This is a genomic window from Okeania sp. SIO2F5, assembly GCF_010692685.1.
In the GTDB taxonomy this organism is placed as follows: Bacteria; Cyanobacteriota; Cyanobacteriia; order Cyanobacteriales; family Microcoleaceae; genus Okeania; species Okeania hirsuta.
In genome coordinates this window covers 1-17,430 of record NZ_JAAHGU010000039.1, presented here as the reverse complement: position 1 = coordinate 17,430, position 17,430 = coordinate 1, and the positions used below count along the sequence as shown (strand labels likewise).

The window sequence follows — 17,430 nt, the reverse complement described above, 5'->3', positions numbered from 1 at the left end:
GATAGTAATTGAAAATTTTATGCAATAAAATTTGGTAGTTTTTGGTAGGGGGTTTGGTCTCCAAACCCCTAGGGTATCAAAAAAATATTCGATTCAGTGTTTCAAGCTTCTGGTTTCAGACGGAGGTACTGATAACTGAAATAACCAAACCCCCTACTTGTGTCTACGAACTGCTTAATGCTTTTAATTCCTGGTCAATAAGTGCTGATAATTCTGCTTCTGATAACTGTTTAGCTTCTTCTTCCCACTCTTTTTTCTGGTCTATAGTTGTATCTTGAGTAGAATCAATGGATGATTCTAAACATAATACCTCTTGTAGTAGGTAGTCAGCGATCGCTTCAATATTGGGATACTCAAAGGTTAAGGTAGAAGGAAATGAATGACCAGTAAGATTTTGCAAGCGATTCCTGAACTCTAAAGCCATCAAGGAATCCATACCCATTTCAAAAAAGCCAGTCTGGGGTTGATATACTTTATCTGTAGCCAAGGTAGCAGCTACTTCCTCCTGAATAGCAGTAATTAAAATAGCCTTTTGTTTTTTGGCAGGTACATCTTTTAATTTTTGAGCAATTTGTTCCTGCTGTGGTTGAATTGACGACTGGTTTTCTTGAGCTATTCTTGATAGCAAAGGCGGTTCCATCCCACCCATAAACTGTTGGAAAAATTTTGACCAGTCAATAGGTAGTATACTAACTTGAGGTGGGAATTGCAAGGATTTTTGTATTTGTTCCCAAATATCTATTCCTTCTAACTTTGATATAGCTTTAATCCCCAAAGCTTTCCAACGTTGTTCATTTTTATCGTCCACAAGAGCCGCCATACCACCTTCACTCCAAGGACCCCAGTTAACAGTCAAACTAGGTAATCCCTTCGACTGTCGGTAGTGGGTAAGAGCATCCAAATAACTATTGGCCGCCACATAATTTCCTTGACCGGGAGAACCTAAAACTGATGCTATAGAAGAAAAACATACGAAAAAGTCTAAGGGTAAATCCTGGGTATAACAGTGAATATTCCACCCACCTTTTACTTTAGGAGCCATAACTTTAGCAAAACGTTGCCAATTTTGTTTTTGCAACACACCATCATCTAAGACTCCTGCTAGGTGCATTATACCACGCAAGGGTGGCAGCGACTGAGCAATATCATTAATAATTTTTTGTACGTCATTTTCCAGAGAAATATCGCCCCTTGCTAAAATTATCTTAGCACCCATTGTTTCCATTTTTGCAATACGTTCTTTGGCAAATTCGGAAACTTCTTTACGTCCCACTAAAACTAAATTTCGCGCCCCATTTTCTACCATCCACTTAGCAAATGTTAATCCTAAAGCACCACTACCACCTGTGATTAGATAAGTAGCATCAGAACGCATATCTATTTTGTTGGTAGCAGCAGAAACTTGAGATTTTGTCAACCGAGGTACATAACGTTTATTTCCTCGAATTCCGATTTCTGTCTCCCCATCTGGATGCAAAATTTCTGCCAATAACGTCGATGCTATACTTGCCACATCTGCTGATTCATCAGAAGTTAAATCTATCAACCCACCAAAAACTTCTGGATGTTCACTTGCCAAAACTCGCCCTAATCCCAACAAAGGAGCTTGAGTAACTTCTATTTCCTTCTCATTTTTGACTTTTGAATGTCTTGAGTGCGTCTTACATTCTGAGGAAACCTCAGAATTACGCACTCGCTTTTGACTTTTGAATTCAATAGGTTGAGCATCTTGAGTAACCATCCATAATTTAGGTAAATTAGATGTTACTCCTTTAGTCAAAGCTTGGACTAAATGGAGAATGCTACCAGCATTTCTCAGTTGGTCTTTTTCTAAAGATTCAATTGTAGTCTCAGCAGTTGAAGTAGTTTCCAAACTCCACAAATGTACTATTCCTTTGCATGGTGGCAACTCGGTCGTCAACAGTATATCTATTAAATTTTGAAAATCTTGAAGTTGTGCCGGATTAACTCGCCGCATTTCTCGTTCACCTTTGAGGGCGATAGACCAACGTTCTTCCCCAGCAAACACAACAATACAAGTCTGCCCGCGTTTCTCTAACAAATCTACTAGGTTTTCCCATAAACGCCCATTTGATTCGGCAAATATTAACCAAGTTCCGGGAGTAAGGTTTGTTGGCAAACTAGCATTTGCCAGCGCCTTTTCCTCCCACTCCACCTGATAAAACAAATCAGAAAGATCGGATTTTTTCGACAGTTCCTTGTCTTGACTTCTTCCTTCTTCTTTCTTCCTTCTTCCTTCTTCTATCCAATACCGTTCTCTCTGAAATGGATAAGTCGGTAGTTGTAAACGTTGACGAGAATAACCTGCATCAAACCCATCCCAGTCTACCTCAACCCCTCGAACATACAATTCACTCAAGCTAGTCAATAACTGCTGCCAATCAGATATTTTGTTCCGCAATGAAGGCAACCACATCCCTGTCTCCTCTGGCAAACACCTGCGCCCCATTCCCAAGAGAACAGGATGAGGACCAATTTCTAGAAAAAATTTGTATCCTTCTCGGTGCAAAGTTTCCATACTTGCAGAAAACTGTACTGCTTCCCGAATGTGCTGACACCAATAACGAGCTTGACAAACTTGATTTTCCTCTACTAACTTGCCAGTCAAATTAGAAATAAGTTTAATACTTGGGGATGAATACTGAACTTCTGATGCGACTTTAGCAAAATCATCTAACATTGGCTCCATTAATGGAGAATGGAAACCATGAGAAACATTTAACTGTCTGGTTTCTAACCCCTGTTTCTCTAGTTGAGATACCACAGTTTCTACTGCTGTCGCTTCCCCAGAAATAACTATGTTATTCTGACCGTTAATAGCTGCAATAGAAACTTGGTCAAAACTAGATGATGATATAGTCGCCCGTACTTGCTCTTCCGAGGCAAATATTGCGACCATTTTGCCATTTTTCGGCAACGCCTGCATTAGTCGTCCCCGTTCGGCAATCAATTTTAGCCCGTCTTCTAAACTGAATACTCCTGCTACACAAGCAGCAACATATTCACCTACACTATGCCCCATGACTATATCTGGCTGTATACCCCAAGACTTCCATAACTCAGCGAGAGCATATTCTATAGCAAATAGGGCAGGTTGGGTGTAAGCTGTTTCATCAAGCTCTTTCTCTAAACCTACCTCCTGCGGGGTAGAGGGATTGGCTTCTGCTTGAGATGGATACAATACTTCTAGGAGTGGTTTTTGTAAATATGGCCGGAGAATTTCATCGCAGCGTTCCAAGACTTTGCGGAATATAGGTTGAGTGTCATACAACTCTCGCCCCATATAGATGTATTGGGAACCTTGCCCAGTGAACAAAAATGCTACTTTAGGTCGAGCATTCGACGACAATGGTTCATCGAAAGAGTTGATAACAGCTAGTTTTTCGGCTATTTCTGTTGATGAATTCCCTATTAAAGCTAGTCGATGAGGAAAATGATTACGTCCTGTATTAGCTGTAAAACAGATATCTGGTAAGGACGTTCCTACATTAGTTTCTAAATAATTTTCATATCTCTCTGTTAGCTCTTTGAGAGCATCCTCTGTTTTTGCTGACAGAGTTAATAAGTGTAGCGGACGTTCTAAATAATCTTCACTTCTGACTCCTGAATTCAGAAGTCTGACTTCTGAAGGTACTTCTCCTACTACTACATGAGCATTAGTACCACTCATGCCAAAAGAACTTATTCCGGCAAAACGTTGTTCATCGTTATTTACCTGCCAGGGAGTTAATTTGGTGGGAACCGTCACGGGCAGTTTTTCCCAAGCAATAGCAGGGTTTGGCTTGTTTAAATGTAAGTGAGCTGGAATTTCCTGATGCTGCATTACTAGCACAGTTTTGATTAAACTTGCTATTCCTGCTGCTGCTTCTAAATGCCCAATATTAGTTTTGACAGAAGCTATTGTTAAAGGTAGATCGGGAGTTCGCTCCGAGTTTAATACTTCTCCCAAAGCTTCTACTTCTATCGGGTCTCCCAGAGAAGTACCTGTTCCATGAAGTTCCGCATAACTAACTTGGTGCGGTGCAACATCAGCGTTGGCTAAAGCAGCACGAATCACTTTTTGTTGAGCTAAACCATTGGGAACAGTTAACCCACTGCTACGTCCATCGTGATTGACTGCGGAACCACGAATAACTGCTAGAATATTGTCATTATCTGAGACGGCATCAGATAGTCGCTTCAAGACCACTATTCCACAGCCCTCACCCCGCCCATAACCATCTGCTGCTGCATCAAAAGTTTTGCAACGACCGTCAGCAGATAGCGCCTGCATCTGAGATAAAATTACGCTTCCGTAGGGAGAAATAATTAAATTTACTCCTCCAGCAATGGCTAGCTTACATTCTCCAGCACGCAAACTTTTACAAGCGAGATGAGTTGCCACTAGAGAAGAAGAACAAGCTGTATCTACTGCCATTGCAGGGCCTTGCCAACCCAGATAATAAGATAGACGACCTGCTGCCACACTAGGAGTATTGCCTGTAAAGAAATAAGCTCCTAAGCCATTTCCATTAGATGTAGATGAATCTATCTGTAGCATCATATAGTCAGATGTATTAATCCCGATAAATACTCCATTACAACTACCCATCTGTTTTTTGGGAGCAATACCTGCATTTTCTAATGCTTCCCAAGAGACTTCTAATAATAACCTTTGTTGAGGGTCCATCTTAACTGCTTCTTTGGGAGCAATACCAAAAAAATCAGCATCAAATTTATCTATTTCTTCATGTAAAAAGTTGATCTTACGGACATACATCTTACCAAAAGTTCCAGGGTCAGGATGGTAGTAAGAATCAATATCCCATCGTTCAGGTGGTACTTCTATAGCGGCATCTTTCCCTCTACGCAATAATTCCCAGAAAGCTCCAGGGTTATTTGCACCTCCAGGAAATCGACATCCCATACCAACAATCGCGATCGGTTCTTTTTCTGTATTTTTAAATTCTTCAACTTTTGACCGTAATTGCTTGACTAATAGCAATAGTCGTTTAGATGAAGATAAGTCTTGGGTTTCTTTTGACAAATTATCCATTTATTTTAATTTATTTTAAAAGTGTTTCTACTTCTAGAATTTCTTGAAGGATTGAATCTTCTAATTCATCTTCTGACAACTCTTCTATTTGTGAAAAATCGTCGATAGTATTATTATTTTCTGTTTGTGTGATTTCTTTATTTTCTGTTTTAGCGTACCCCAATAAATCTTCAAGTATATAACTAGATAAAGATGAGATATTAGGGTAATTAAAAGCTAAAGTATCAGACAGAGTAACTAACAATATTTTTTCCAGTCTTTTCTTTAACTCTATAATCATCAACGAATCCATACCCATTTCAAAAAAACCTATTTCTGGGTCTGGTAGTTGTGAAGATGGCCATTTTAAAAAAGTAGCAATTTGATTTTGTAAGTAATTAATTAAAAAAGGTTGACGTTCTTGTTGAGGAGTTTTCTCTAAAATATGGACCAATTCTGAATCCGTTTTTAGTTTTTCTAAATCCTCTACTTGCGTCACAGAATTATTTTCTAATATCTTTTCTATTTTATCAAATAATTGTAATTCTGAATCAGAAAATTCCGCAGTTGTTTTCAAATAATTAATTAAGCTTTGAACAGTATTTTGACGGTCACCAGAAGCCATCATACTTTGGGTATTATCGGAGGAATCAACAATTGCTGTTTCCACCCAATACCGTTGTCGTTGAAATGGATAAGTTGGCAATGTTACTTTCTGGTGAGTATAATCTTTGTCCACTCCTACCCAGTCTATTTTAGCTCCTCGTACATACAACTCTCCTAAACTAGACAACATCTGTTGCCATTCGTCTACTCCAGGACGTAATGATGGCAACCACACACCTACATCTTCTGGCAAACACCGCCTTCCCATCCCTAATAATATTGGTTTGGGTCCAATTTCTAGGAATATTTCAGCACCTTGTTTGTGCAAAGTTTCCATCCCTTGAGCAAACCGCACTGGTTGACGTACATGATTTACCCATCTCTTTGCTGACACCTCACCTTTGCTTTCGGGTGAGGTAGCAGTTAAAGCAATACTATCGTCTACTATTGTTCCTGTAAGATTGGATATTACTAATATTTTGGGTTCATTGTATGTAAGTTGATTAGCTACTACTTCAAACTCTGCCAACATAGGTTCCATTAATGGTGAATGGAAAGCGTGGGATACCTCTAGTTGTTTGGTTTTGATTCCCTCAGCTTCTAAGCTACTAACAACAGCTCTGAGTGTAGTTGACTCTCCAGAAATAACTGTGCTCTCAGGTCCATTTATAGCTGCAATAGCTATTTCGGGATATCGAGCTATCAATGTTTGAACTCTTGACTCTGATGCCATTACAGCAAACATCTCACCACCCGGAGGTAACTCTTGCATCAACCGTCCTCGCTCGGCAATCAGTTTCAAACCATCTTCTAAACTGAAAATTCCTGCAACTGTTGCTGCTACATATTCGCCCACACTATGACCCATAACTAGCTGTGGTTTTACTCCCCAGGATTGCCATAGTTGTGCTAGAGCATATTCTATAGCAAAAATGGCTGGTTGGGTATAAGCAGTTTGACTTAATAGAAATGAGTTGGATGCGTCTTTGTCTTCAGAATAGAGAATTTCTAGTAGGGAGGTTGTATGAAGTTTACCTAAGATTTCGTCACATTTATTAATAGCTTCTCGGAATACTGATGATTCCTTATAAAGTTGCCTCCCCATATTCACGTATTGAGAACCTTGACCTGTGAATAAAAAGGCGATTTTAGGTTTAGCACTCTCATTAGGCAGTTTTCCAGAACAGATTCCTACTACTTCCTCACCCGCTTTGTATTGTAGGAGTTTTTCTTCTAGTTCTTGTTGGTTGGAGGCAATGAATGCTAGTCTGTGGTTAAAGTTAGTACGTCCGGTATTAGCTGTGTAGCAAATATCTGCTAACTCACTGTCATTATTTTCTTCCCTTAGATAATTTTGATAACTAACAACCAACTCAGAAAGAGCTTTTTCTGTTTTTGCTGAGAGAGTTAATAAATGCAACGAACGTTCTAAATTATCTGCCTCTTGTAGAAGAGTCACGCTATCATTATCACTTCTAAATTCTGAATTCAGAATTCTAAATTCATAAGGTGTTTCTTCTACAACTACATGAGCATTAGTGCCACTAAAACCAAAAGAGCTAACCGCAGCTCGCCTTGGTTTGTCTTGAAGTGCTTCCCAATTTTTCAATTCTGTATTGACATAAAATGGGCTATTTTCAAAATCAATATGTGGGTTTGCTTGATTAAAATGTAACGAAGGAACTAACTTCTGGTTTTTGAGACACAAAATTGTCTTGATTAAACCAGAAACTCCGGCAGCAGCAGCGGAATGACCAATATTAGTCTTTACCGATCCGATCGCACAAAACTGTTTCTTGTTTGTCCACTTAGAAAATGTTTCTGTTAAAGCTTCTACTTCTATTGGATCTCCCAGAGGTGTTGCTGTACCGTGAGCTTCCACATAACTAATAGTTTCTGGGTTAATGCCAAATTTCTGATAAACTGCTTCTTCTAAACTGGCTTGAGACTGACTACTAGGGGCACTAATACCGTTAGTATTACCATCATAATTAACTCCTGTTGCCTTGATAACTCCATATATATGGTCGTTATCTTGAATCGCTTGATCGTATCTTTTTAATAAGACAACACCACAACCTTCGCTCCAAACTGTACCTGACGCTGAAGCATCAAAAGTTTTACAACGTCCTTCAGGAGACACCATTTGAAACTGGCTCGTTACTATTTGCAAGTCTGCTGTTGACATAACAGTAATACCTCCAGCGATCGCCATTTCGCTCTCTCCCCTTTGTATACTTTCACAAGCTTGATGAACAGCTACCAATGACGACGAGCAAGCCGTATCAATAGCTACTACTGGCCCGCGCAAGTCAAGTAAATAGGCAATTCTTGCTGGTATAACGGACAGAATATTTCCTGTCAGTGCCATTCTATTGGTATCTAATCCAGAAATTGACAATAACTTGCTATAATCACAATTTGTTGATGCTCCAACAAACACTCCATATTGTTTACCTTTGAGAGAATCAGTAGCATATCCTGCATCCTCTATAGCATGATAAGCTTCTTCTAAAAATATTCTTTGTTGAGGCTCCATAAACTGAGCTTCATCGGGAGAAATTTGAAAGAATAAAGGGTCAAATTTTTCAACTTCATCTAAAAAACCAGCACATTTTGAATAGGAAGTACCTGGATGCTCTGGATCTGGATGAAACCAGTTTTTTTCTTCCCATCTTCCGATAGGAACTTCTGTTACACTGTCAACTCCATTCTTTAAATTGTCCCAAAATTCTTTCCAGTTTCTTGCACCTGGGTATCGACATGACATTCCAACAATTGCTATATCTGTATTATCAATTGAAGTAGACAGAACCCTATCTTTTTTCGACTTTAGTTCTGCAATTTCTGACCGGAAAATGTTCTTAGCATTATCTAAAGACATTTTTCCTGTACTTAGCAAAGATAATACATCCTCTGAATTTTCTGTATTTATCCTATTAGTTTTCCGGGATTTAGTTATATCAGTTGAGGTAGACAGAACCCTATCTTTTTTCGACTTTAGTTCTGCAATTTCTGCTCGGAAAATGTTCTTAGCATTGTCTAAAGACATTTTTCCCGAACTTAATAAAGATAATATATCCTCTGAATTTTCTGTATTTATCCTGTTAGTTTTCTTGGATTTTGTTATATTCTTGAGAGTTTTTTCTCCTCCAATAATTACCCTAAATAGTTCCTTGGTATTCTCTAAAGAAACTTCACCTAATTGTAATCTATTTAATAAATTTTCCTGTTGATGTTGAATCGTCTGTCCTTGAGATATCAAATCACTATCTATCTCCCGACTAATTTCTGTCACATTTGATGTACTGTTAAGTTTTAATCGATCATAATTTATCTTAATCCTATTTTCAACCTCTGGTTGATGAAAGGTTATTTGGTGCATTTCTAGTTCTTTTTTGACCACCAAAGGTAACTTTTCTTTAAGTTCTGAGATATAATTTTCTTTTAAAGTTACTAAAGATAACCTCGGCTTTTCTGCCAGTTCACTAGCGATTTGTTGTGCATAATTTAGCACTTCTTTTCTTGGCATAACTGGAAAAGGAATACCTCGATCTGCTAGTTCTTGACCGCTATAGTTTCTGGCTGTAAACGTCATTTCTTGCCCTAATTCTACTCCTAGTTTCTTAGGCAACATATATGTTACTCCTACCCCTGGAGTAAAACCATATTTCATAAAATTACTAGCATAATAACTTTCTCGACTCAGCACCAAAAAATCTGCATATAAGCCAAGAGCTAAACCTCCTCCTAATGCGTGACCTTCCATAGCAGCAATAACTGGGATCGGACATTTTAATGGCAAACTCAATATTTCAAAACCATCGGTACATTCAATTTCCGCTCTAAAAATTGACATTAATTGTTCCTGAGTACCACCAGTAGAAAAATAACGATTAGTTCCTGTTAATATAACCACTTTATAGGTAGAATTATTGCTAACTATTTGGAAACATTGAAACAATTCTGCCATCAATTTCTCAGAAAGGACATTGTGATTTTCCTCATCTTGCATCACAATTTGGACAATCCCTTTCTCTAACTCTACAAGTCTTACTATTTCTGTGTCTGTTATTATACGATTTATCATAAAGTTGATGTTTTCTATATAAATATAAGAATTCTAAATTGATTGTGTCAAGCTTCCATTTTGTTTTCTGCTATCATATATGACGTTATTTAAAACTTTTAATTTTGCCTTATTACTCTAATAATTCCTATGTAGTGTAAATCTACACAACTTAGACCCATTCATACTCTCGATGAAATTCCTTAATTTGTTTCAAAACTAATCTACCTTTACCTTCTATCTGTTTCCAGACTTCAGGGAAAAGTTGATAGTCTAAAGTCACATTTCTGGTTCCAAAAGCAACTACACTACTTTTATAAAGTAAATGTTCGTATTCATTCCAACTTAAAGAATGGCGCTGTGCCAACTGTGCAGAAATTCCCTGTTGAGCTTGACTTTGCTTTCCTTCTGGAGTCACAAACCCACTATAAAATTCTGAACAACAACCAGAACCATAAGAAAACATCCCAATCCGTCGAGGTTTATCGAATTCTCCATTGTCAATAGTGCTAGCTAGAGATAAAAGTACAGTTGCTCCCATAATATTACCTACTTGTTGACAATAAACTAATCCAGGCATCACCCTTCTTTGAAAATCTTCCTCAATCTCAACTGGTTTAGCCTTTTTCATTTTACGCATCATACTTCTATGCGCCCCTTTTACCATACCACCAAAAGGTGTATGAAAACTCAAGTAATTAAAAGTTTTTTGGTAGTCAACTCCTTTTACTCGCTCTTGATATTCTAGGTAAGCATTTTCACAACAATCTAAATAAGAAAGAAGTGATAAATCTGCATCTCCTGCTTCTGAATCTGGATTTGGTCTACAAGTATCCATGACTTCATAACCATAGTAACCATTGCAACCTACATCAACTTGAAAAATTTTAGGAATATCGCTAACTAGAATTGCCACTGCTCCTGCACCATTACTAGGTTCAGCAAAAGACAAATCTTCGCTTAAAGCTTCCCCTCCTTCTACAATTGAGAAACGAGATATGTCAGTTGCTATTACTAAAGCTTTAGCTCCTGGAGATGTTTGGGATAAAATAAAGTTCAATCCTATCTGCAAACCTGCGGTACCCGAATAGCAAGCTTGCTTAACTTCAAACATCCGACAACCGCGACTTAACCCCAAATAATCGTGAATATAGGTACTCATAGATTTACCAAAATCAATACCAGACTCACTACAAGTCACTACCATTTCTATAGATTTTTTCTCTGAGTCGCTCAAGCCATCTATGATTGGTTTAGCAGCATTAACTGCATAAGAAACAGGGTCTTCATAAGGCATAGCCACAGTTTTCTCTTTCATCATTAAGTTATCGAAGCGAGTCATATCTAATTGACGTGCTTGTGCTAGCATTCGTATATCTAATTTAGCTATTCCTCCATATACATTTAGTGCTTCAATTCCTACTTGTTCCATCACTTTAACTCCTCATAAATAAATTAAATAATATTAATTAATTGGCACGAGCTTTTTGTTTTAATTTTTCAATCATTTGATTTGCTACTTTAGTAGACAACTCTTTTTTCGCTACCCATTCAAGTATTGAATCTAATTCTTGCATCAAACTTTCTTGTAATTCACTAGAGGAATCCATGTTTTGAGTCAATGAATCCGCAACTGGATTTTTGGGCAATTCTTGTTTAACGGGAACAGCGGTAGAATTATCAGAATCAATTTCTTGCTTGATATATTCTGCCAGTTTTAATATAGTAGGATAATTATAAACTTTAGTTACTTTAATATTCAATCCATAATGTTTATTAATACTATTAATCCATTCAACTCCCACAATAGAATCTAATCCCAAGTCGATAAATTTTTTATTTTCTATTATTTCGCTTGGCTCTAGATACATAGCATCAGCTAACTTTTGTTTCAGGGTTTCTTTAATTTCTGACAAATTTACCTCAGCCTTAGATTCAGATGGTTCTGTTTTCAGTAAAATTTGAGGAGTGTCCACAGGAACTTTTTTCTGGCTTGACAACTCTTGAGCGATATATCGTGTAAATTCCAACACAGTAGGATAATTATAAACTTTAGTTACTTTAATATTCAATCCATAATGTTTATTAATACTATTAATCCATTCAACTCCTACAATAGAATCTAATCCCAAGTCGATAAATTTTTTATTTTCTATTATTTCGCTTGGCTCTAGATACATAGCATCAGCTAACTTTTGTTTCAGGGTTTCTTTAATTTCATTAAAATCTAAGTTCTGCCTAGTTACTAAAGGCTGAAAATTTGAAACTTCAGTATTTGTTTGCTGAAAATCTGAAATTTCAGTATTTGTTTGTTGCTTCACAAAGCTTGTTGGTGATGATTTGGCTACAGACATTGAATCTAGATTTAATAATTCAATCTTGACTTTCTGCCCTCTTTCTCGATTTCTTTGTGTTTGGGTTTTTAATAATTGTGGTTCGGATAAACTTTTACTAAGTTTGTTGTTAGGAATATTTTTAATCCAATAGCTTTTTCGTTGCCAAGGATATGTTGGTAACTCTACCTTATTACACGAATAATCCTTATAAAATCCTAACCAATCAATTTGTATTGATCGTATATACAATTCCCCTAAACTTTGCAACATTTGTAACCAATCTGGTTTGCCCAAACGTAAACTTGGCAACCATAGTTTTTTTGATCCCATGAGACACTCACGACCCATACCTAACAATATAGGTTTTGGTCCAATTTCTAAGAATATTTCAGCACCTTGTTGGTTTAATGTTTCTATTCCTTGAGCAAATCTTACTGGTTGACGGATATGATTTACCCAATAATTGGCTGAAGCAATACTCTCATCTGCTATTGTTCCTGTCACATTGGAAATGATTGGGATTTGAGGTTGATTGTAGGTCAGTTGATTGGCCACGGCCTCAAATTCAGACAACATCGGTTCCATTAATGGTGAATGGAAGGCGTGGGATACTTCTAGTTGTTTAGTTTTGATGCCCTTGGCTTCTAGTTGATTTACTATTCCTTTGATGGCAATGGATGCTCCAGAAATAACTGTACTTTCAGGTCCATTGATTGCTGCTATTGCTACTTCACTCTCTGGAGTGATATATTGACTCACTACTGATTCTGATGCCATTAATGATACCATTTCTCCACCGGATGGTAAGTTTTGCATCAATCTGCCTCTGGCTGCTATTAGTTTCAGACCATCTTCTAGACTCCATACTCCAGCTACTGTTGCTGCAACTATTTCTCCTACACTGTGACCCATTACTATACTTGGTTTAATTCCCCAAGATTCCCATAATTTAAATAGGGCATATTCAACAGCAAATATTATCGGTTGAGTATAACCCGTTTGGTTGAGTAGAGATGCTTGGGAATCATTGTTATCTTTATACAGAATGTCTAACACAGACTCTTCTAGTTCAGAGCTGAGAATTTCATCACATTGGTTCATAGCAGCTCGGAAAAGGGGTGTTGTTTCATACAACTGCCTGCCCATTTTTACGTATTGAGACCCTTGCCCTGTGAATAAGAAGGCTACTTTAGGGGTGCTGCTGTCGTCTGTTACTTCTCCTGAGTAGATACCAGCTACTAACTCTCCTTGTTTGTACTGTTGCAGTTTTTCTACCAATTCTTGTCGGTTTGAGGCAATAATTGCTAATCTATAATCAAACTTAGCTCTTGATGTATTGGCTGTATAACATATATCAGCTAGCTTCCTTTCATTATTTGTTGCTTGTAGATAATTTTGATAACTCTTGACTAAATCACTCAATGCTTTTTCTGTTTTTGCTGACACAGTTAATATATGCAGCGAACGTTCTATATTCTCTTCAGTTCCTGTTATAGATGCAGGTTCTCGGCTATATTTATTCTGTAGTTCCATCGAAGTTTCTTCTAAAACTACATGAGCATTAGTGCCACTAAAACCAAAAGAACTCACACCCGCCACACGAGACATACGATGTTCGGGCCAAGACATGAGCTGAGTTGAAACTTCTACAGGTAATTCTTCCCAATTTATATAAGGGTTCGGTTGATGAAAATGTAACGAAGGTACTATCTGTTGATGCTGCAATTGCAATACTACTTTCATTAAACCTGCTATCCCTGCTGCTCCTTCGGTGTGACCAATATTTGTCTTCAATGAACCCATAATTACAGGTTTGTCTTGAGTGTGAGTCTTTTTAAATACTTCTCCTACTGCTCCTACTTCTATGGGGTCTCCCAAGGATGTCCCTGTACCATGAGCTTCTATATAACTTACACTCCCTGGCTCTACTCCTCCATTTTCTAATGCTTGACGAATTACTGCTTGTTGAGATGGACCATTTGGTACAGTCAATCCTCCACTCGCTCCATCTTGGTTTATGGCACTTCCACGAATCACTGCCAGGATATTATCCCCATGGGCTACAGCATCAGAAAGTCGTTTCAAGATAATAACTCCACATCCTTCAGCTCTTACATAACCGTTAGCATCAGCATCAAAAGTTTTACATCGACCATCAGGAGATAACATTCCTGCTTGAGAAAATACAATACTATTTTTAGGAGATAACAACAAATTCACACCACCAGCTAAGGCCAGCTCTGATTCCTGATTTCTCAGACTTTGACAAGCTAAATGTACAGATACCAAGGAGGAAGAGCAAGCTGTATCTACGGATAAAGAAGGCCCTTTAAATCCTAATAAATATGATAAACGTCCGGCGGCTACACTCAAAGCGTTGCCTGTACCCCAATAAGCTTCTGGTGTGCTCGAATGAGCTAGCTGTTCTGAGTAATCACTGCTGCAGATACCAATAAAGACTCCTGTCTGAGTCTTGAAAAGTTTTTCTGGTAATAGATTTGCTCTTTCTATTGCTTCCCAACTGACTTCTAGCAATAACCTTTGTTGTGGGTCTAAGCTTTGAGCTTCTCGGGGAGAAATGCCGAAAAATGGTGCATCAAACTGCTCTACTTGGGAGAGGAAACCACCATAGCGAGTGATAATTTTGCCTGGAGTATCGGGGTTGGGGTCATAGTATTCATCAATGTTCCATTTCTGTTGGGGGACTTCAGATATAGCATCTATTCCTTGATTGAGCAATTGCCAGAATGCTTCAGGAGAATCGACTCCTCCAGGGAGACGACAACTCATGCCAATGATAGCTATGGGTTCCTTTTTCGGATTTTTGATAGCTTCTAATTCTGACTTTAAAGCTTCTATCTGAAGAATAGCATTTCCCACTAAAGCTTTGTAGTCTTGTGTCTGAGTACTTGTACTGTTATTTATCAATTTTTTTACCTCCTATAGATTCGAGTGTTTGAGCAAGTAAGCCAAACATTTGGTCTTCAGACATTTCTTCAAAACGAGACATGTTATTACTTTTATCGGAGTTATCTGTTACAGAAAACTCAAGAGGAATAACATCAGCTAAATGTTCTACTAATGCTTCCAGGGTAGGATAATCAAATAACAGTGTAGAACTTAAACTTGTCTGTAAAGTTAACTCTAACCTATTTTTTAACTCCACTGCCATCAAAGAATCTAATCCTAAATCAAACAATGGTTGACGCCTTTCCAACTTTTGCCCATCTTTGAGTCCTAAAGTTTGGGCTATCATTGAGCGAATGTGAGTTGTAAATAACTCCATCCTCTCGCTAATCGCTATAGCTTCTAATTTTTCTAACAATCCCGATTTTTGAGGCACTGATGGTTGAGTCGAAATCAACTCTGACAACAATGGCATTTTCTGCATACCAGGTACTGTTAAAAACTGTGACCAATTCACCGGAAACACTCCTACTTGGCCTTGAGAGCCTGATAACAAGCTCTCCAATGCCTCCATCCCTTGCTCTGGTTGAATTGTCCTGATTCCACTACTTTCTAAGCGATTCTGAAGCTGAGTCTCCAAACGCACTGCCATACCCCCAGATGCCCATGCTCCCCAGTTGATACTTAACCCTGGTAATCCTAAACCACGACGATATTTAGCTACCGCATCCATAAATCCATTGGCGGCTGCATAATTTCCTTGACTTGCATTTCCTAATATTGAAGCCATAGAAGAAAAACAGACAAAGAAATCTAATTCTAATTCTTTGGTCATCTGATGCAAATTCCAAGTGCCTGCCACCTTGGGGGCCATGACTTTTGTCAACTGTTGTGTACTCATCTTTTGCACTAACCCATCATCCAATACTCCCGCAGCATGAATTACTCCTTTGAGTGGTGCTAATGTCTGCATTTTTTGGAAAATTTCTGCTACATCTTTCTCCACAGAAATATCTCCTAATAACACACTGATTGAAGTTCCGACTGCTTCTAACTCAGCTATAACCTCTTGTGCTGTTTCATTTGCCGCTCGACGCCCTGTTAAGACTATTTGTTTAGCTCCCTGTTTTACCATCCACTGGGCTACTTCTAATCCTAATGATCCTAAGCCTCCTGTAATCAAATAACTTGCTTCGGGTTGGATTGAGATTTGATGATTTTTAACCTCTGGCATGGAAACTACTACTTTCCCTATATGTTGGGCTTGCTGCATATACCTGAAGGCGGAGCTTACTTCTGTACTGGAAAAGACTTTATGAGGTAATGCTTTGAGTTGCTCCTTGTCCCATTGCTGAGTTAATTCTGCTGATAGTTGAGTGATGATATTTGGTTGTTGTTCAACTACTTCTCCTAAGTCAAAGGGAAAATACTTTACATCTGCTCGTTTTTCTGTAACTTGTTCAGTTGACCAAATTCCGATTTTGCCAATTTCGACAAATCTGCCTCCTGTTGCTAATACTTCTATACTTTTGTCTATATACTCTCCATTGAGACTATTGAGGACTACATCTACTCCTTTTCCTTCTGTCTGTGCCATCATTTCCTCTGCCCAATTCAGTGTGCGGGAGTTATATATGTGTTTGATACCTAGTGATTTGAGAAATTCCCATTTTCCGGGTGAGGCTGTGGCATATATTTCTGCTCCTACTTCTTGAGCTATTTGTACTGCTGCTTGCCCTACTCCTCCTGCTGCGGCATGGATTAAGATTCGCTCTCCTGGTTGGATTTTGGCTAGCTGTTTTAATCCATAATTGGCTGTTAGGAATGTCGTGGAAAGGGTTGCTGCTTCACTGAAGCTCATTTGTTGGGGTTTGGGTAGCAGATACTCAGCTTTGACTGTCACAAAACTGCTGAATCCATCGTGTATCATTGTAGCTATCACTTCGTCTCCAATTTGCCACTGTGATACTTCTTCTCCGACTGCTACAATTGTTCCTGCACATTCAAACCCAAAAGTCAGTTGCTCCGTACTGGTAATTCCTAAATTTTCCCTGTAGTATTCTTGGAGTAATCCGAGAGCATTGAGTACGTCTCGGAAGTTTAATCCAACTGTGGCGACTTGGATTTCTACTTCGTTGCCTGATGGGCAATGTCGCTCCATTGGTTGCCAGTTGAGGTTGTCTATGACTCCATATTTTGATAGTTTTAATTGGAGGGGTTGATTTTGTTGGTCTCTTTGTTTATGTTCCTGTGCGAGCCTAGCTACATAACGGACTCCATTACGAATGGATATTTGGTTTTCTAAGCTCTGTGATTGGATTTCTGCTACTACTGCTGTCAGTGTTTGGGTCTGTTCTGATTTGCTGTCGTAGTCTATGCGTTGACATCTTAGTTCTGGGTGTTCTAGGCTGATGATTTGCCCTAATCCCCACAAACTACCTGATGCGGGATTTGTCACCTCTATCTCTGAAAGTACA

General features: G+C 38.4%; 5 protein-coding genes. All 5 read right to left on the bottom strand.

The window, feature by feature from the left end; all coding sequences use genetic code 11:
* Positions 1-163: 163 nt before the first annotated feature.
* Positions 164-5,056 carry a type I polyketide synthase gene (locus F6K27_RS14875; protein ID WP_287275956.1) on the bottom strand — a complete coding sequence of 1,631 codons (4,893 nt, stop codon included), beginning with the start codon at positions 5,054-5,056 and terminating at the stop codon, positions 164-166.
* A gap of 10 nt (positions 5,057-5,066) precedes the next feature.
* The gene (locus F6K27_RS14870) at positions 5,067-9,731 is read right to left on the bottom strand and encodes a polyketide synthase (RefSeq protein WP_287275954.1); all 4,665 of its coding nucleotides are present in this window, start codon (positions 9,729-9,731) and stop codon (positions 5,067-5,069) included.
* Positions 9,732-9,882: 151 nt separating this feature from the next.
* Complete coding sequence (locus F6K27_RS14865) at positions 9,883-11,142, bottom strand: hydroxymethylglutaryl-CoA synthase family protein (protein WP_287275952.1); 1,260 nt, start codon at positions 11,140-11,142, stop codon at positions 9,883-9,885.
* A gap of 37 nt (positions 11,143-11,179) precedes the next feature.
* Complete coding sequence (locus F6K27_RS14860) at positions 11,180-14,974, bottom strand: beta-ketoacyl synthase N-terminal-like domain-containing protein (RefSeq protein ID WP_287275950.1); 3,795 nt, start codon at positions 14,972-14,974, stop codon at positions 11,180-11,182.
* Positions 14,964-17,430 (bottom strand): SDR family NAD(P)-dependent oxidoreductase (locus tag F6K27_RS14855; protein ID WP_287300884.1); only part of this gene is annotated, 2,467 nt, incomplete at its 5' end. The genes F6K27_RS14855 and F6K27_RS14860, both read right to left, overlap by 11 nt.